Source organism: Rhizobium sp. A37_96 (assembly GCF_053521765.1).
Window position 1 is genome coordinate 49,004 of the sequence record NZ_JBNWDS010000007.1, and the last position, 18,611, is coordinate 67,614.

Annotated in this window: 16 protein-coding genes; 5 read left to right on the forward strand and 11 right to left on the reverse strand. The window is 60.5% G+C overall.

What is annotated here, in order from left to right:
- Positions 1-48: 48 nt before the first annotated feature.
- The 3 genes from mltG (at position 49) to gmk (ending at position 2,927) form a co-directional block, all read left to right on the forward strand.
- A complete protein-coding gene (gene mltG / locus ACQZ6J_RS18950; RefSeq protein WP_449085209.1) occupies positions 49-1,263 on the forward strand; it encodes an endolytic transglycosylase MltG in 1,215 nt (404 codons plus the stop codon).
- A 110-nt stretch (positions 1,264-1,373) separates the two neighbouring features.
- Entirely contained in the window at positions 1,374-2,261 is an 888-nt protein-coding gene (locus ACQZ6J_RS18955; RefSeq protein ID WP_449085210.1) for a YicC/YloC family endoribonuclease, read from the forward strand.
- 3 nt (positions 2,262-2,264) lie between these two features.
- Entirely contained in the window at positions 2,265-2,927 is a 663-nt protein-coding gene (gmk, locus tag ACQZ6J_RS18960; RefSeq protein WP_449085211.1) for a guanylate kinase, read from the forward strand.
- 65 nt (positions 2,928-2,992) lie between these two features.
- Here the strand turns inward: gmk and rsmA are convergent, their stop codons facing one another.
- The 7 genes from rsmA to ACQZ6J_RS18995 form a co-directional block, all read right to left on the reverse strand.
- Positions 2,993-3,820 carry a 16S rRNA (adenine(1518)-N(6)/adenine(1519)-N(6))-dimethyltransferase RsmA gene (gene rsmA / locus ACQZ6J_RS18965; protein ID WP_449085212.1) on the reverse strand — a complete coding sequence of 276 codons (828 nt, stop codon included), beginning with the start codon at positions 3,818-3,820 and terminating at the stop codon, positions 2,993-2,995.
- Entirely contained in the window at positions 3,820-4,845 is a 1,026-nt protein-coding gene (pdxA, locus tag ACQZ6J_RS18970; RefSeq protein WP_449085213.1) for a 4-hydroxythreonine-4-phosphate dehydrogenase PdxA, read from the reverse strand. Before pdxA ends, rsmA begins: the two co-directional genes overlap by 1 nt.
- Positions 4,846-4,851: 6 nt before the next feature.
- A complete protein-coding gene (locus ACQZ6J_RS18975) occupies positions 4,852-5,796 on the reverse strand; it encodes a SurA N-terminal domain-containing protein (RefSeq protein ID WP_163986249.1) in 945 nt (314 codons plus the stop codon).
- A 207-nt stretch (positions 5,797-6,003) separates the two neighbouring features.
- Complete coding sequence (locus ACQZ6J_RS18980) at positions 6,004-8,406, reverse strand: LPS-assembly protein LptD (protein WP_449085214.1); 2,403 nt, start codon at positions 8,404-8,406, stop codon at positions 6,004-6,006.
- Positions 8,407-9,492, reverse strand: coding sequence for an LPS export ABC transporter permease LptG (gene lptG / locus ACQZ6J_RS18985; protein WP_449085215.1), 1,086 nt, complete (start codon positions 9,490-9,492; stop codon positions 8,407-8,409).
- Entirely contained in the window at positions 9,489-10,667 is a 1,179-nt protein-coding gene (locus tag ACQZ6J_RS18990; RefSeq protein WP_163986246.1) for an LptF/LptG family permease, read from the reverse strand. Before ACQZ6J_RS18990 ends, lptG begins: the two co-directional genes overlap by 4 nt.
- Before the next feature lie 102 nt (positions 10,668-10,769).
- The gene (locus ACQZ6J_RS18995) at positions 10,770-11,552 is read right to left on the reverse strand and encodes a phosphatase PAP2 family protein (protein ID WP_163986245.1); all 783 of its coding nucleotides are present in this window, start codon (positions 11,550-11,552) and stop codon (positions 10,770-10,772) included.
- Positions 11,553-11,758: 206 nt separating this feature from the next.
- Here ACQZ6J_RS18995 and ACQZ6J_RS19000 point away from each other — a divergent pair, with 206 nt between their 5' ends.
- Positions 11,759-13,255: a leucyl aminopeptidase gene (locus ACQZ6J_RS19000; RefSeq protein ID WP_449085216.1), complete on the forward strand. Its 1,497-nt coding sequence runs from the start codon at positions 11,759-11,761 to the stop codon at positions 13,253-13,255.
- A gap of 32 nt (positions 13,256-13,287) precedes the next feature.
- Positions 13,288-13,737 carry a DNA polymerase III subunit chi gene (locus tag ACQZ6J_RS19005; protein ID WP_449085217.1) on the forward strand — a complete coding sequence of 150 codons (450 nt, stop codon included), beginning with the start codon at positions 13,288-13,290 and terminating at the stop codon, positions 13,735-13,737.
- 29 nt (positions 13,738-13,766) lie between these two features.
- On the opposite strand, the gene ACQZ6J_RS19010 is transcribed toward ACQZ6J_RS19005, so the two are convergent.
- The 4 genes from ACQZ6J_RS19010 to ACQZ6J_RS19025 form a co-directional block, all read right to left on the reverse strand.
- Positions 13,767-14,312: a GrpB family protein gene (locus tag ACQZ6J_RS19010; RefSeq protein ID WP_163986242.1), complete on the reverse strand. Its 546-nt coding sequence runs from the start codon at positions 14,310-14,312 to the stop codon at positions 13,767-13,769.
- Positions 14,313-14,387: 75 nt separating this feature from the next.
- On the reverse strand, positions 14,388-15,311 hold the full coding sequence (locus tag ACQZ6J_RS19015) for a Gfo/Idh/MocA family protein (RefSeq protein WP_449085218.1): 924 nt from the start codon (positions 15,309-15,311) through the stop codon (positions 14,388-14,390).
- Between the two features lie 186 nt (positions 15,312-15,497).
- Positions 15,498-17,552: a prolyl oligopeptidase family serine peptidase gene (locus tag ACQZ6J_RS19020; RefSeq protein ID WP_449085219.1), complete on the reverse strand. Its 2,055-nt coding sequence runs from the start codon at positions 17,550-17,552 to the stop codon at positions 15,498-15,500.
- 118 nt (positions 17,553-17,670) lie between these two features.
- On the reverse strand, positions 17,671-18,561 hold the full coding sequence (locus ACQZ6J_RS19025) for a polysaccharide deacetylase family protein (protein WP_163986239.1): 891 nt from the start codon (positions 18,559-18,561) through the stop codon (positions 17,671-17,673).
- Between the last annotated feature and the right edge of the window lie 50 nt (positions 18,562-18,611).

The following is an 18,611-nucleotide window of genomic DNA, read 5'->3' on the forward strand; positions in this document are numbered from 1 at the left end:
CATTGCTTGGCCAAAGAGCAGGCAATCACAAAAGGGAAGGGATTGCCGGTGAGCGATACGAACCAGAGCAACGGAACTCCGAACGGGCAGAAAGGGCCGATCATCCCGAAATCGGCCAGTGAAGCCCTGCGTCCGGAGCGTGTTCCGGATCCGCCGAAGCGCTCCCGCAAAGCCCGCAGCCAGATGGTCATCTTCCTGAACTTCCTGATGACGCTGGCGGTTTTTGTCGCCGTTGCCGCGATCGGCGGTGTCTATTACGCATTCTCGATCTATCAGGGGCCCGGTCCGCTGACGACGAATACGAACTTCATCGTCCGCAATGGCGCCGGCCTCGGCGAGATCGCCAATCGCCTCGAGTCCAACAACATCATCACCGATCAGCGTATCTTCCGCTGGCTCACCGCCACCTATCTGCATGACGGCGATACCCTTCGCGCCGGCGAATATGAGATCAAGGCCGGCGCTTCCATGAAAGATATCATGGAGCTGCTGAAATCCGGCAAGTCGATCCTCTACTCGGTCACCCTGCCGGAAGGACTGACCGTGCGGCAGATGTTCAACAAGCTGCAGGCCGATCCCGTGCTGGAGGGCGATCTGCCGTCCGCTTTGCCGGCCGAAGGCAGCCTGAGACCGGACACCTATAAGTTCACGCGCGGCACCAAGCGCACGGAAATCATCGAGCAGATGGCGGCAGCGCAGACCAAGCTGGTCGATCAGGTCTGGGAAAAGCGCGACTCGAGCGTGCAACTGGCGAACAAGCAGGATTTCGTGACGTTGGCCTCTATCGTGGAAAAGGAAACCGGCCTGGCCGACGAGCGTGCTCATGTCGCCTCCGTCTTCCTGAACCGCCTCGGCAAGGGCATGCGCCTGCAGTCGGATCCGACTGTCATCTACGGGCTTTTCGGCGGAGAAGGAAAGCCGTCCGATCGCCCCATCTATCAGTCCGACCTGAAGAAGGAAACGCCTTACAACACCTACATCATCAAGGGCTTGCCGCCGACGCCGATTGCAAATCCGGGCAAGGATGCCCTGGAATCCGTCGCCAATCCCTGGAAGACGCAGGATCTCTATTTCGTTGCTGACGGTACCGGCGGCCATGTCTTTGCTGCGACGCTGGACGAGCACAACGCCAATGTCAGGCGCTGGCGCAAGCTGGTCGCCGAAAAGGGCGAAGATCCCAGCGCGATAGCCGTCGATGGCCAGCCGGACGACGCTGCCACAGCTCCGGGCTCGGGCGCCCAGCAGAAGAAGAAGACCAACTGATCTTTGCCGCGTCGTAGCTTGGACAAGAAGCGCGACGCGGATTCACTTTACATTGATCCATAATCCGGAGATTTTCGGCGGATTGGGGATAGGATTTATCGGAGGCTTGCATGGCATTGCAGTCCATGACCGGCTTTGCCCGGCGTGAGGGAACGAGTGGTCGTGGCCGCTGGGCATGGGAACTGCGTTCGGTGAACGGCAAGGGGCTGGATATCCGCCTGCGCCTGCCGCAGGGCCTGGAGCGCCTGGAGGCGGATACCCGCAAGGCGATTTCGGACCAGCTCGCCCGCGGCAACCTGCAGGTCAGCCTGTCGCTTTCCGTCGAGGAAAGCCGCGTCGAAGTCGTCGTGAACCAGGATGCGCTGGCTGCCGTTTTGGCGCTACGCGACCAGCTGGCCGGCATCGTCGATCCCGCGCCGTTGAGGCTGGAAAGCCTGATGGCCGTGCGCGGTCTGGTGGAGTTCAAGGAGGTCGAGGAGGACGAAGAGGCCCTCGCAGCGCGCGATGCCGATATCGTGGCGGGTCTCGAGGCGGCGCTTGGCGATCTCCGCGACATGCGTCGTCAGGAAGGCGAGGCGCTCGGCAGAGTTCTGCTCGGGCAGGTCGCGACGATCGAGGCGCTGACGACCGCCGTCGAACGCGACCCTTCGCGCTCCCAGCAGGAAATCGCCGCGAGGCTGGCGACACAGGTCGCCATGCTTCTGGAGGGCTCGTCGGGCCTCGATCGCGATAGGCTGCATGCTGAAGCCGCTCTTCTTGCCACCAAGGCCGATCTGCGCGAGGAAATCGACCGTCTGAAGGCGCATGTGGCAGCGGCGCGCGATCTTATTTCCAAGGGCGGTCCTGTCGGCCGCAAGCTCGATTTTCTTGCACAGGAATTTAACCGGGAATCGAATACTATCTGTTCGAAGTCGAATGCAGCGGCGGTAACCGCCGCCGGCATCGAGCTGAAGGTAGTCATCGACCAGTTCCGCGAACAGGTCCAGAATTTGGAGTAGGCCATGAAGCCGGCGACATCCATATCCATTCCGATCGCCCGCCGGGGGCTGATGCTGGCCATTTCCTCGCCGTCCGGCGCGGGCAAGTCGACGATCGCGCGTACCTTGCTGGATACCGACAAGCAGGTCAGCCTGTCGGTCAGCGTTACGACCCGGCAGCGCCGGCCGAGCGAAATCGCCGACGTGCACTATCATTTCGTTTCGCAGCGCGAATTCGAGCGTCTTCGCGATTCTGACTCGCTGCTCGAATGGGCCGAAGTCCACGGCAATTTCTACGGCACGCCACGCGAGCCGGTGGAGACGGCGATGGCGGAAGGCCGGGACATGCTCTTCGACATCGACTGGCAGGGCGCACAGCAACTGCAGGAGAAAATGCCGGCGGATGTCGTATCCATCTTCGTTCTGCCGCCGACGATGACGGAGCTGCAATCGCGCCTGCATCGCCGCGCCGAGGATTCCGAAGAGGTGATTGCCATGCGCCTCGCCAATTCGCGGGCCGAGATCGCCCATTGGCGCGAATACGACTATGTCATCATCAACGATGACCTGAACGCTGCTTTCGATGCTGTCCAGTCGATCGTCAAGGCGGAGCGCCTTCGTCGCGACCGCCGGCATGGCATGTTCGATTTTGTCCGCGGATTGCTGGAGGAAACGCCGAAGCTCTGATCCCGATCAGATGTTCTGATCCCCATCAGATTTTCTGATCCCGATCGGTCGCGCTCCGGTCTTGGTCAGAGGCAGTTCGCCAGCCGGCAAAATTCTTCCACGGACAGCGTTTCGGCGCGGCGCTGCGGGTCGATGTCGGCTTTCAGCAAAAGTGCCTCGCCGCCCAGCGGCTTCAGGCTCTGCCGCAGCATCTTGCGGCGCTGCCCGAAAGCAGCCTGCGTTACCCTCTCCAATTTGTCGACGGCACAGGGAATGGGATTTTCCTTCGGCGTAAGGTGCACCACAGTCGACGTTACCTTTGGCGGCGGCGTGAAGGCCTGCGGAGATATGTCGAAGGCCATGTGCGCCTGCGTACGCCAGCCGCAGAGGACGCCGAGCCGGCCGTAGTGATCGTCATCCTCCTGCGCGACGATCCGCTGGCCGACTTCCTTCTGGAACATCAAGGTCAGGGATTGCCAGAAAGGCGGCCACTGCGGCGGCAGGAGCCAGTTGACCAGGAGCTGCGTCCCGACGTTGTAGGGCAGGTTGGCGATGATCTTGACCGGATCATTGGCAGCAAGCGCCGCAAAATCCGTCTTCAACGCATCGCCTTCGATCACATCAAGCCGGCCGGGATAGTGATCGGCGATTTCCGCCAGCGCCGGCAGGCAGCGCGAATCGCGCTCCACCGCGATGACTTTTTTCGCGCCGAGCGCCAGGATCGCGCGCGTCAGCCCACCGGGTCCGGGACCGACTTCGAAGACTGTCACGCCTTCGAGCGAGCCTGCGGTCCTGGCGACCTTCTGCGTCAGATTGAGGTCGAGAAGAAAGTTCTGGCCGAGCGCCTTGCGCGCGTCGAGACCATGGCGCTGGATCACATCGCGAAGGGGCGGCAAGCCGTCTAGTGCTGCCATCAGCGGTTGCTTCCAGTCTTGCCGCTGATTTCGTTTGCCAGCCTGAGGGCTGCGACAAGGCTATCCTCTTTGGCAATGCCCTTGCCGGCGATACCGAATGCCGTGCCGTGGTCCGGGGAGGTACGCACAAAGGGTAAGCCTAGCGTGACGTTGACGGAGTCGTCGAAGCCGAGCGCCTTGGCCGGGATCAGCGCCTGGTCGTGATACATGCAGATGGCGACGTCATAGCGTCTGCGGGCCTCGTCATGGAACATGGTATCGGCGGGCAGGGGACCGAAGGCGTCGATGCCTTCCGCCCGCAATGTGTCGATGGCGGGACGCACGATCTCATCGTCCTCCTTGCCGAGTGCGCCATTCTCGCCGGCGTGCGGATTGAGGCCGGCGACGGCGAGGCGCGGCTTGGCAATGCCGAAGCGGCTACGCAGGTCGTGATCGGTGATCCGGCAGGTCTCGACGATCAGGTCGGAGGTCAGTGCCTGGGGCACATCTTTCAGTGGAATGTGGATGGTGACCGGGATGGCGCGAAGCTTCGGACCGGCCAGCAGCATGACGGGCATGACCGGCTTTCCGGTCGCGCGCGTTGCGAGATCCGCCAGGAATTCCGTATGGCCGGGAAAGCCGAAACCGGCGTCATAGAGTACCGATTTGGCGATCGGGTTGGTGACGACAGCGGATGTGTGACCGCTCATGCTGAGTGAGACGGCCATTTCTATGGCGGTAATCGTCCCCTTGGCGGTCGCCACCTGCGGCTCGCCGGCGTTGACGCTTATGCCGGCATCGATCTGCAGAACAGGCAGCGCATCCTGAAAGACGTCGCAGGCCGCGGCAGGATCGGCTGCCTGCAAGGGCACGGTCAAGCCCAGTTGCAAGGCACGCGCCGCGAGTATGCGGGCGTCGCCAAGAAACAGGAAAGGGGGTAAATCAAGCTCGCCGCGACGAAGCCAGGCGGCAAGCGTGATGTCGGGGCCTATGCCGGCTGGGTCCCCCTGCGTAAGGGCAAGGGGGAGGGCAGAGCGCGATGGCATCGGCGGTCAGCGGTAGACGATCTGCGCCTTGGAGCGCAGTTCGTCCATGTATTTCTTGTCATTGGCGCTGACGCCATCGGCATTGGTCTTGCCGATATCTTCGGCACGGAACACGGCCGCAGCAGCGACGTCGTCATTCACCTGACGCTGCGAGCAAATGGCGACATACTCGACGCCGCGGTCGGTCACGATAGGCGTGGTCGTGTTGCCGGTGGCCTTCTCCAGCATCGGCTTCCACATTTCCGGAACCTCCGGTGCGAGCACTCGGCCGAGGTCCTGAACGGAGACGTCATGCATGGTCGCCGCGAAAACCTTCGCCTGATCGCAGCCGGGGAATTTGGCACGCGACGCTTCGGCTTCGGCCTTGCGCGCATTGAGGATGGCGTTCCGCTTTGAGCTTGGAACGACGAAGATGATCTGCTTCAGGAAATATTCCGTCGTGACCGGCTTCGTCTTGTTCTCCGTCATGCGCGTCACGAGGTCGTCGTTCGACATGCGGCTTCTTGCGCCGAAGCGCGCATTGACGACGCGCGGCCAGCTCATGGAAATGGCGATGTAGGACTTGAAGTGGTCCACGCCGACGCCCGCCTTTTCGAGAATCTGGCTGAGCTGTGTCGGCGTCATTTTGTTGCTGGTGGCAAAACGGCCAAAGGCGGCATCGACATCCGTCGTCGAAACGGACATGCGCAGGCGGGAAATCTCCGCGCGCTTCAGCGTCTCGTCGACAAGCTGATCCTTGGCGAGCTTGTTGAGGTCGCCTTTCTGGCGTTGCAATTTGAGGAAGGCGACACGCTTGGCGATATCGCCGGAGGTAATCACCTGGCTGTTGACGATGACCTTTACCTCGCTTGCGGCAAAGGCAACATCGCTGCTCGGCACTGCGAAGCTTGCCATAACCAGGGCTGCTGCCCCGAACAGCAGAGCGCGCATCGGTGTCTTTCCAGAAAACATCAACTACCCCTTCCCAAAGGTCTTTTCTGCCGGCGTTGCGCCATAACGGCACGCCAACGGCGCAATACGGCAAATTTGCGCCACATGTCTACATCAAGCGCGATGAATTGCAAAATCCTTGCGGCGAAACAATGACGCTGAGAATTAGCGGCCATTTCAACGCAAAAGAGCCGGCGGTAAAGCCGGCTCCCTGCAATTTCATTTGTGTCAGAACGTCGCGTCCTGAACGCTGCCGAGGTTGACGTCCCCAAGCGTTCGGAAGGTCAGGCGAGCGCCGATCGACCAGTCGCTCGCCGAATTGGCGGTCGTATCCTTCTTGTCGAGGAAGGAGATACTGAAGATCGTGCACTCGTCCTCGTAGGAAAGGCCGACACCCTGGCGCGTGATCTCATTGTTGTTGAGATCGTAGCTGACCGTGCCAAAGACAGACCAGTATTCCTTGAACTTGATCTGGGCGCGCGACTGGATTTCATCCTGATTGCTGGTGAAGCCATATTGTGGCTGAGCGGCAATATGGGTGTAGATCAGCGACGTCTGGAATATATCGTTCGAGAAGCCGACCGACGTATCGCCGCGACGGAAGGCGAAATCCTTTTCGTCGAAGCGATAGGAGGTCGCCAGCGATATCCCCTGCGGCGTCGTCAGGCCGAACATGGTGACATAGTCGGAACGGGTCGTTTCAAGACCCGATTCCGCACCGGCTGCCGCCAGATCGTCGGTTGCGAACGAGTTGCGACCGGCAAGCTGATAGGACTGGCCGAAGATATGCTGCAACTTGTAGCCGCTATCGAAGCTGGCGGTGTAGCGCCAGCCCAGATTGGCCCTCGTACCGCCTTCGATGCGATCAAAGCCGGAGAACTTGTCGCGGTCGAACAGGTTGGTGGCGTCGAAGACGAAGCTTTGGGCATCCTCATTCGGCAACCGGCCAGCAAGCTGCTCATCCGGCCGCACGTAGATCTGCGCGATCGGTTCGAAGACGTGAGTGCTGTTGTCCGTGGTGATCAGGAACGGATACTTGGCTTCGAGACCCGCAGTGACCATGCCGCGTGCCGCATAGTCGCTGGTGTCGTAGTTGCCGGGATAGCTGAAAGCAGTGCCCAGAGAATTGGGCGCGTCCATGTCCAGGCCGTAGACGTCACCGCGCGCGGCGGCCAATGGCGTCAGCACCAAACCCTCATCGGTTGTAAAGGTGCGCTGCCACTGCAGCTCGGTGCTAAGGCGCGTGTAGCTGCCCGAGAGCCCCAGGAAGCGGTCGTTCAGGCTGGAATCGCCGAGGTTGACGGTATTGTCGAGGGCCGATTCCTTGTCGCGCGACAGGTGCGTGAAATTCATGGTCGCCGACAGTTCGCCACCATAAACCGATTTCGGATCGACATAGTGATAGTCGATGCTTGGATAGACGACAGCCTGCTGCTTCTCTGCCAGACTGTTGTCGTCGGCATTCTGCTCGTTATAGTAGAATCCGCGCATATCGAAATAATTGCGCTTACCAATGCCTGTCAGGTAGGCTTGGTTGATGTGCGTGCTCTGGTTGAGCCCTTCCAGGCCGTAGGTGCGCGAGAAGTTGTTGTCGCTCTGCACCATGACGTCCCAGCCGAAAGTCCAGCGGGGATTGATCTTGAAATCCGCCTTGGAGGTAATCATGCCGCGAGCCTTGTGCTCGGCGTCACTGGTGCCGGCAGTGAAGGTGCCGGGATCCATCTGATTGATGCCGGCAATACGCAGAATGTGCGTACCGTTCTCGAAACGCTGGCGGAATTCGCCTTCGAGCAACAGGCCCTGGTTGGTGAAACCGGTGGCAGTGACCGTCGCATCCATGCTGGGCGATATGACGTAGTAGTAAGGAACCCTTACGCCAACGCCGAGCCGTTGAGAAACGGTAACCGACGGAAACAGGAAGCCCGATTTGCGCTTGACCGTATTGTCGGGAACTTCGATCCACGGGACATAGGCGATCGGTTGGCCGAACAGCTCGAAACGAGCGTGCTCGAGGCGGACGGTATGCGTCACGCCGTTCTGGACGACGCGCTGTGCCTTGACCTGCCATAGCGGCGCGCGGCCAGCTTCGGAACAGGCCATGCAGGCCGTGTAGACGCCCTTCGTGAGAATCATCTGCGTGCCGCCCACGCGTTCGCCCTTTTCAGCGGCGAGACGGGTGTTGTCGGGCATTTCGATGCGCAGGGCGTTCACGAAGCCGTCGGAAAAGCTGTCGGTGACATCCATTTTGTCACCGTACATGCGATTGCCGTCCGGGCTGATCAACTCGACATTGCCGATGGCCGTCATCCGCCCGGATTTCTGATTATATTCAACTTTCTGGGCGACCATACGATAGCCGCCATAGTTGATCTGGACCGCACCGCTTGCGGTGACGATCTGCGTATCCTTGTTGTAGACCAGTTCGTTGGACGAAAGGACTAGCTTTGAGCCATCCGGCACCTTCACCTTGATAGGAGAGGCTACTGCGCCGGCACCGCCGTTGTTATTGTTGGCATTATTGTTAGCCTGAGCATAAGCTGCGACCGGGCTCATAATATATGCGCATGCAGCCGTGCCCGTAACCAGGGCAGCCACAATCTTTCTGATACTCTTGCGGTTGCCTGCCGCCACTTAGCCGTCCTCCTGATGAAGCAGGATCGTTGCTCCGAATGCCAATGCGACGATCACGGGTATCCATGTCGCCACGTAGGGAGGAACCACTCCGCTGCTCCCGAATGCCTTTACAAGCACGGTGACAACATAAAGCACGAAGCCAGAGAGGATTCCACCCAGAATCACAGAGCGCGATTGATTGAATCTGCTGAATTTTAACGACACGGTTGCCGCAATCAACGTCATTGCCACAAGCAGGAATGGCTGTGACAACAACGAGTAAAGCTGTGTCTCGAGAGCATTGGTCGAGATCCCGAAGGAGCGTGCGACCTTTATTCGATTAGAAAGATCATAAAAAGCAATGGTTTCAGGCTGCGCCAGGCGCTGGGAGACGAAGTCCTGTTTCAGATTAGTACGAACCTGTGCCGAACTTTTATGATCCGGTATTTCCCCCGGTCGCCGCTCGACGACATTGTTAAGAAGCCAGTAACCATCTTCCAATTTTGCCGACTGGGCGTCCTGCCGGGAGATGATATTTCCCTGTGAATCGAAGTGGATAAAGACAACGCCCATCAACGTCGTTCCATTGTCCAGGATGGCCTTGGCACCGATGATGGTATCGTCTTTTCCGCTCGACTGACGAAGCCACGGAACAGAGAGCTTGTTGTGGTAGGATGGGTCGCCGCGAAGATCGGCTTCCATCGTCTCGGCCTGGCGTTGTCCCCATGCCGCTATCGGATTGAGGGCGAGCATGGTCATCAACCCCACGCAGAAGGCGCCCAATATGAATGGCGTCATGAACTGCCAGACGGAAATGCCGGCTGCGCGCGCAATCACCAGTTCGCGGCGCCGGTTGAGGGCGATCAGCACTGTCATGCCGACGAAAAGCGCAATGAACGGAACCGTCTGCTGCAGGATCAGTGGCAGCCTGACGGCCGTCATGATCAGGCCGAGCGAAACCGTATAACCGGGCAGACCGGCAAGCCGACCCGCAGTTTCGCTGAAGTCGACGAGATAGACAATCGAGATGACGCCCAGGAAGAACCAGAACGTCGTCACGATGTAACGCGTGAAGAAATAACGCCCGAGCGTGCCGAAGATCATGCACCGCTCCCGTTCGAGCCGTCCGGTGCCGTCGGCATGCGATCCACAATTCTCTGTCGCCAGCTGCTGAGACGATTGCGGATCGAGACGGGCATCGTCATCTTCCGGTTGCGCATCAGCAACACGATGGCGATGAGGGCCGAGACGATATTGATGCCGTAGAGAACGCCGACGAATCGGGGCGCATTGTCGATCTGGTTTGCGGCATAGAAGTCCGCCCAGCGTAACGCAAAGGCTATCGTCAGCGCAGACACCATCGGATGCAGCCGTGCTTCGCGATGCGAGCGCGCATCGCCGGCGATCACGAGGGATATGAGGGCAAATATGGCCGGCAGCGCCCATTCGTTGAGACGCCGGTGCAGTTCAGCCCGATAACTTCCTGGTTTCGCCATATAGTCCGGATCGTTCGGATCCGGATTGAGCAGGAAGCCGAGACTGCGGTCGCTGGAGCGCAAGGTCGCCTGTCCGCGGCTCTGCGTCATGTCGGAAAGGTCGAAGGAATAAGAATCGAACTTGATAACGGAGACGTTGCCATCGGCCGTCTTGCGATGCACTTCGCCGTCTTTCATCAACAGGGACGTGCCGCTCGGATCGACGGCGCCTTCCTTCGCATAATAGATGAGATCGAAGGCGGGGTCGCGGGAATCGACGACGAACAACCCCTTGAGGATGCGCCCCGACAAGCGCTGCGAGATCTGGACATAGAGCCCGTCTTCGATGCGCCGGAAATTCTTTTCTTCGATCACCGTCGAAAGAAGGTCGGCATAGGCTTCCGCCACCATCTGACGGGCGGCGACGCGAGCCTTGGGCTCGACCACATTATCGACGAAGAACGAGAAGGCGCTGATCGCGATAGCAAGAATCATGATCGGGCGAATGATGATGCTGCGCTTGGCGCCAGCCGCCTCCATGACGGTCAGCTCCGAATCGCTATTCATCGCCGTCAGCGTCTGCGTGATACCGATGACCAGCGCGAAGGGCAGAACGATGGGAATGATCGTCGGGAGAATGAGCGTCGCAAGCTTCGCGAACGATCCCATCGACTGGCCGCTATCCGTTACGAGATTGATGCGCTGCAGAACCTGGGTGGTCCAGATAATGGCGAGCACCGGCAGCAGCGCTACCAGGAACATCATACCGACACGCCGTACGACATATGTCTCGAATAACTTCATGCCGGCCCTTAAACGCAACAGCTGCCGGGCAAGCCGACAGAGATTCACCCTCATCTACGCTGTTTACGTTTTTTTGGCGACAACCAACTCGAAAAAAAATCGTTAATTTCCCGATATTCTTCTGTCGTGTGTCGTTTGGGATAATGCCAGCAGGGCGGCAAATATGACAAGCGAGGAGAGCCAGCCGAGGACGGCATCTGAGAGGTAATGTCCGCCAAAGGCCACCCGGAGCGCCGGAATCAATATGGAGACGGCGGCAATCGGCAGCGCCGCAGCCGATCGATACGGCTGCGGGATGATGAAGATCAGACAGAAAAGCCAGCCCGCTGCGGCTGCCTCGCCCGAGACGAACGAACAGTTGCTGACACATTTGCCGGCGAAGGATCCGGCATGCACGAAATCCAGCGTGCCGCCGAAGAGATCGGTCTGTCTCGGACGCGGCCGGCCGGAGAAGGCCTTCAGCCAGAGATTGACCATCAGCACCGGTCCGATCAGCAGCGCGCCGAGCGCAATCCGGAGATTGCGTGCCCGCAGCTGGTTGAAGGTGGCTCCGTGATGTTGCCAGCACCGGAATAGCATCCAGATGAGAGCGACGGCTATGATGTAGGGGAGCTGGAAGAAGATTTCGCGCAGCAGCCGCATGTGCGCGTCGTCGTTATAAGGGAAGATGCCGCATATCTGGTCGGGGCGTACGCTTGTCAGACATTGCCGCGGCAGAAAAAACATGTTTGCGACGGCGACATCGATCTGTGGAAAAAGCGAAAAGAGACCAAGCAGCGCCCACCAGAGACAGAAGAGGCCGATGAAGGCATCGCCCGCCGTGCGCGGTCGCAGAATCTCGGGAAAGCGGTCCTCGCGATTGAGGCTGTTGAAATCTATAATCAAGGCGGCTTCCGGCAAAAGATTGGGCCGCCCGGTGGCGGCTAAAACACCATGCCGCATAGCCTAGCCGCGCTAAATGACAGGGATTTGAAGCCGTTGGGCACGCTTCTCCAGGGAATGCTTTGCCAAACGCTTGTATTCCCTAGTCAAACCTTGAATGATGCCTGCACAAATTTATCTTCTTGAGACGCATGTTTATCGGAGCAGAAATGTCTGTGAAATTCGAGATTTCCTTCGCCAAGTCAGCTCGCCTCAGCGGTGGTCTGGCCATTCTCCTGAAAGGCACGGACAGCGAGCTTCCGGCGGGAGCCGAGAGCGCAGATCCGGCCAATGTTTTCGCCAGGGCTGCACCCGTGTCCGGCTTCAAGAGCAAGGTGCTGAGCAGTCTGGATATCATCGCGCCCGAGGCAGCGCCCGTCGACCGGATCATCGTGATCGGCGCGGGCAAGGCCAAAAGCCTGGCAGCGCACGACTGGCTGAGGCTCGGCGGCGCCGCCGCGGCAAAGATCCGCAATGTGGAAAAGGTTGCCATCTTTCTGGACGCGCCGGCAATCGAGGTCGGAGCCAGGGAGGCCGCTGATTTTGCCCTGGGCATGCTTCTGCGCGCCTACAGCTTCGATACCTATAAGACGAAGAAGGGTGATGATGACGAAAAGGGCGGCTCCCGCAAGGCCGTGAAGGTCACGATCGTCACTCAGGAGGCTGCGGCCGCCAAGAAGCTCTACGCGACCTCTGAAGCCGTCGCCGGAGGCGTGATTCTCGCCCGCGATCTGGTCAACGAGCCGCCGAACGTTCTCGGTCCCGTCGAGTTCGCGGCCAAGGCCAAGGAACTGGAAAAGCTCGGCGTCGAGATCGAGATTCTGACCGAGCGCGAGATGCGCCGCTTCGGCATGGCCGCTCTGCTCGGTGTCGCACAGGGCTCCGCCCGGCCGCCGCGCCTGGTGGTCATGCAATGGAAGGGCGGCAAGGCGAAGGAAAAGCCGGTCGCCTTCATCGGCAAGGGTGTCGTGTTCGATACCGGCGGCATCTCCATCAAGCCGGCCGCGGGCATGGAGGAAATGAAGGGTGACATGGGCGGCGCCGCAGCCGTCACCGGCCTCATGCACACCCTTGCCGCGCGCGGCGCCAAGGTCAACGCCATCGGCGTCATCGGTCTGGTCGAGAACATGCCCGACGGCAATGCGCAGCGTCCGGGCGATATCGTCACCTCAATGTCCGGCCAGACGATCGAGATCATCAACACGGATGCCGAAGGCCGGCTCGTTCTATGCGATGCGCTCTGGTACACGAACGATCGCTTCAAGCCGCAATTCATGGTCAACCTCGCGACCTTGACCGGCGCCATTCTCGTCGCGCTCGGCAACCTTCAGGCCGGCCTGTTCAGCAACGACGACAAGCTGGCCGGCGAGCTGACCGAGGCTGGTCTCGTCACCGACGAGCGCCTGTGGCGCATGCCGCTCGGCAAGGAATACGACAAGATGATCGACAGCAAGTTCGCCGACATGAAGAATACCGGCGGCCGCTATGCGGGCTCGATCACAGCCGCCCAGTTCCTGAAACGCTTCGTCGGTGATACGCCGTGGGCGCATCTGGACATTGCCGGCACGGCCATGGGCTCCGTTCAGGACGAGATCAATCAGTCCTGGGGTTCCGGCTTCGGCGTGCGTCTGCTCGATGAGCTGGTCCGCGCCAACTACGAATCGTGACCGGCCGGGTTTTGTGAGGTAGAAGAGGCCGCATGACAGACGTTCTCTTCTATCACCTGACGGAATCGAAGCTCGAAGATGCCCTGCCGCCGCTGATCGACAAGAGTATCGAGCGCGGCTGGCAGGTCGCCGTGCAGATGTGCGAGCCGGCACGGCGGGATCTCCTCGATGCCCATCTCTGGACCTACCGCGAGGACAGCTTCCTGCCGCACGGTACGGACGAAGGCGAAATGGCGGACCGCCAGCCGGTGCTGCTGACGGTCTCATCCGACAATGTGAACAACGCCACGGTGCGCTTTTTCGTCGATGGTGCCGAGGCCACGGATGTCGGAACTTACCAGCGCGTCGTGCTGATGTTCGACGGCTACGATCAGCAGCAGCTGGAAAGCGCGCGCGCCCAATGGAAACGCCTGAAGGGCGAGGGGCATAACCTTACCTATTGGCAGCAGACGCAGGATGGCCGCTGGGAGAAAAAAGCCTAGGGCTTTCCTTCTGCGCCAAGAAAGCGGGCCTAGTCGCTTTCCGCCAGGATCTTTTGAATGAAGTCCTTCTTCGCGGCGGTATAGGATGCCCGGTCATTGGCATATTTCGCCGCAAGCTCGACCTTCAGCGCCTCATAGGCGTGGGCAAGGTCCGGACGTTTGCGCATCCGGTCCCGGAACAGGATGAACTGGCACCAGTTAACGCCGCCATATTCGACCACATGCACCAGATGCGTGCGGGTATCCCCCTCGATATCGTGGCCGAATATGTGATCGTTCGGAACGATATTGCTGCCGGCGTAGACGTAGCCGATCGATGCCATTGGTTCGATGCAGGCGATGCCGTCCTCGAAGCGCCGAACGCCGACGGCGATGTCGATGATGGGCTTGGCCTTGATTTCGGGAATGGAGGTACTTCCGAAATGCTGGACATCGACGGCGAGGTCGCCGAGTGCGCCGCGAATGGCGGCCTCTTCCAGCAGATAGGCCTCGTGCCAGCTCTGGTTCGGCTCGGCGAGCCGGACGGACTTGTTGCCGACGCCGAGCCCAAAGGATTGTTCATGTTGCGATGCCACCGGCAACTCCCCGATGAAGATAATACCCTACGCTAGCATGCTGCGGGGCGTATTGTCTCCACCGGGAAAGGCAGATCAATCGTAAAATGCTTCGACGAATTTGCGCTTGCCGAGCATGAAGGCATCGGCGACGTGGCGCAGCGGCGACACGTCGACATCGGACGTCCCGGCTTTGACGATCTCGGCAAAACGGCGGTAGAGCGAGGGGTATTCAGCCTCCGGTGCGGAGAACTTAAGTTCGCCGTCGACCGAAAGCTTGGAGCCGCCATCGGCGAGAACCATCTGCCCCGCATCCGTCTCGGCGACGATATCCCAGCTCTGCTTGCCCGTCTGGCGCCAGTCGAATTCGGCGTGGACAGGAAGGCCCGCGCCGCTCTTGAAATGCAGATCGGCGGCGATCGGCGAGTCCCGGTTTTCCGGAAACTCCAGCGTCGCGCCGGTCAGGAAGAGCGCCGGCAGGATATGGGTGACGATCGAGAGCGCATTGATGCCGGGGTCGAAGACGCCGAGCCCGCCGGCCTGCCAGATCCATTCCTGGTTCGGATGCCAGTGGCGGACGTCTTCCTTCCAGATCACATGAACACTGTGGACTTTCGTTCCGGCGAGGAAGGCTTTCGCAGCTTCCACGGCCGGCGCATAGCGCGAATGCCAGCTGGCAAAGAGCGAAACGCCCTTGGCCTTGGCGAGGTTTTCGAGATCGGCGACTTCGCTCAGCGTCGCCCCGGGGGGCTTTTCGAGGAAAACATGCTTGCCGGCCATAAGCGCCTTGTAGGCCGCCTCATAGCGATATTGCGGCGGCATGCAGAGCGAAACGGCATTGATCGCCGGCACGGCATCGAGCATGGCCTCGATTGTCGTGAAGGACGGAATGCCTTCGACGGTGCCATGGCGGCTCGCCGTGGCGATCAGTTCGAAATCCGGGTTGTTCGCGATCGATGGAAGATGCTGGTCGCGGACGATCTTGCCGACGCCGACAATAGCGAGGTTGATGGGGGACATGGGTGTCTCTCGATTAGTATGATTATTGATGCGATCTTTAGCAGAATGCCGCATGTGGGCAAGGGCGGCAAATCGCGAATGCGGCTGCGCGATCCCCAGCGCACAAGATCAACCATGCCCCTGCCGCGTTTCGAATGCGGCCGAAGGTGGTGCGATCATCGATATTCTCCGAGCGTCGGGGATAGATCAGGTGCCCTTCGACTTCACGATCGTCTCGCGCAGGAAGCTGTAGCCCAGTGCCGTGCGCGTCGCGAGCTGCATCGATGCGCCGTCGCCTCCATGCCCGCCCGAGGCGAACTCATGGAAGAGCGGATGGTGGCCAAGGGTTTCCAGCTGTGCCGCGAACCGCCGGGCGTGCGAGGGGTGCACCCGGTCGTCGTTGCTCGAGCTTTCGATATAGATCGGCGGATAGGTGACCTCGGAAGCCGGCTTGACATTGTGCAGCGGCGAATAGGTCAGCAAATATTCACAATCCGCCGGATCGTCGGGATCGCCATATTCGTCGATCCAGGCCTTCCCGGCCGGGAAGACATGGAAGCGCGTCATGTCCAGCACCGGCACTTGGCACCAGATCGCGCCGAAATCCTGCGGGTAGCGCGTCGCCATGACCCCGGTCAGCAGCCCGCCGTTGCTGCCGCCATTGGCGGCGATGCGGGAGGGTTTTGTGTAGCCGCGGATGACGAGATCGCGGGCGACGGCGGCAAAATCCGCGAAAGCCCTGTGTCGGCCATGGCCCTTTGCGACGCGATGCCAGTTCGGACCGAATTCGCCGCCGCCGCGGATATAGGCCATCACATAGGCGCCGCCTTGCGCCAGCCAGCGGCCGATGACGCCGGAATAATGCGGGCCGAGCGACACGTCGAAGCCGCCGTAGCCATAGGTCAGCACCGGTAGCTCGCCCTTCGTCCACGTCTTCGGCAGGGCGATGTGATAGGGCACTTTCGTACCGTCTTCGGAGGTCGCTTCGAGCAGGAAGGATGTCATGCCTTCGCTGTCGAAATAGGAAGGCGAGCTCGCGATATGCTTCAGCTCAAGCGGCTGCCGGCGATTGCCGAGCTCCAGCCGATAGCAGGAGGGTGGCTGCAGGAAGCCCGAGCCATAGATTTGCAGCGTGTCGTCGCCGAGATGCAGATCCGAATATAGCGGTTGCACGGATACGGTCTGAATATCCGCCGGCAGCGCAATTTCCCGGATTTCGGCGTCCGGCTTCGTCAGGTCGAGAAGGAAAAGACGAGGCCGCATATTGTCCGAGACGACGAAGACGCACCATTCGCGCATCAGCAGGAATTGCGAGACCGATTGCCGTTCGGCGGGCGAGAACAGGATACGCGCCGTCTCCGCGCCGCCGGGCTCGCGCGGCAAAGGCTGCAGGGCCAGACTGCCGGCCGGTATCCGCTCGTCGGTCTTGGCAAGCCAGATGAGATGGGAATGATTGAATCCGAAATCGATGTCCTCGGGCAGGTCGATCTTGCGCAGCGAGCCGTCCCGGTCCTCGATGAAGTGGCTGGCGCTGCCGATTTCGTGACCGGCGGTGAAGATCCGGATGGGCCTGGCCGTATCCTCATTCGCAAGGCCCGCAAGTGCCGGATCGAAGATCGAACAGGAGCCGTATATGTCGCTGTCGGCGGCGGCATACAGAACCGGCGCGTCTGCCGGCGCCTGACCGCGCTTCAGGCGGCGGCCGACGCGAGGCCATCCCGAGCGCGTCGAAGACTCGCGATCGATCGAGCCGAAATAGGCGATCTCGTCGCGGCTGAGCCAGGTCGCGTGACAGCGAACGGCCGGGGTGTCGAAGCCGCCTTCGACGAGGCTTTTCGTCTCGCAGTCGAATTCGAGCAGCCGCATGGGATCGGAGCCGCCGTCGGAAAGACAGAGCAGCACCCGCGTCGGCTCCCAGGGACAGGTCAGGGCGCCGCGCCACAGCCAGAGCTTGTTCTCCGCCGCACAGAAAGCGTCGAGATCGAAGATCGGCTCCCAAGGGGCATCGGGCAGGGGAGCAAGATCGGCCGGCAGCCGATACCAGCGGCCGAGCGGGTGCTCGGCGCTGCGCCGGAAATCGAACAGCCAGTTGCCGCGCCGGGTCGTGGCGATCAGCCGATCCTCGCGTTCGATCATGTCCTTTATGGCGATGCGGTCCGCCTCGAATTCGGGCGTCATCAGAAGCCGCTCGGATTCGGCATCCTTCTCGGCGACGAATTTCAGGGTGATCGGGTCGTCGTCGCGTTCAAGATGGAGGTGCATGGAAACCTGATATGCTGATTGACGGTGCGGACTGCATGTAACCAAATCAAAATACAGCCGCGGAAGCAACCATGCTTCCGCGGCTGTATGGTTCTATGGCTGTCGATATCGCGCCGCCTCAGCGCACCATCTTGGTGTCTGCCTGGGCAACGAGATTGGTCGCCGGAGCGGGCGTGTGCCTGTATTTCAGCGTCACGACCTTGTAGCCCTCTTTCTCCAGGCGGCTGAGGAGAACAGGCAGCATCCTGACCGTGCGCTGGTGGATGTCGTGCATGAGAACGATGCCGTGGCCGCGCTGATGGAGCTGCTTCATGGTTCGATCCACCACCGAGGCGGGCGTCGAGGTGAAGTAATCCTTGCTGTCGATATCGACGTCCATGACGACCATGTCGCGGGCGGCGATTGCCGTGCGCAGCCGCTTGGAGTCGGCAAGATAGGGGAAGCGGAAGAAGGGTACGTCCGTGCCGATCGCCTTGGTGACGGCATCCTTGCCGCGCGCAATTTCAGCCATCGCGGCGTCGAAGGTCATCTTGTCGAGATCGGGATGACGGAAGGTGTGGCTGCCGATCGCATCGCCGTGCGCGAGAACCTCGCGAGCGGTCGCCGGATGAGCCTGCGCCATTTCCCCGACCATCATGAAGGCTGCCTTGACGCCGAATCTGTCGAGCGTGGCGAGAATGCGATCCGTCTTGCCGGGAGCAGGGCCGTCGTCGAAGGTCAGGATGACTTCCTTGTCGGCAAGCCTGATGTCCTTGAGCGAGGCCACTTCCAGCGTGCGGCCGGCAAGATTGTGCGGTCCGCCGGCGTCTTCCTGGTCTCTGGTCTCGAGATCGGCGACGAGCCATTTCTTCGGCTCCATCTCGACGGGGTCATTGGCCTTCAGCGGCTTGTGACGCGGCTCCTCGGCAGCATAGCCGCTCTTGAGCGATGCATCATTGGCCGGCTTCGTGGCGCACCCTCCCAGAGCCAGGGACACGGCAAGGCCAGCCAGCAAAACACGGTAGTTCATCAGAATCGCTCAACAATTATGTCTATGAAAGTTGAGCGTACTTTCCGCAG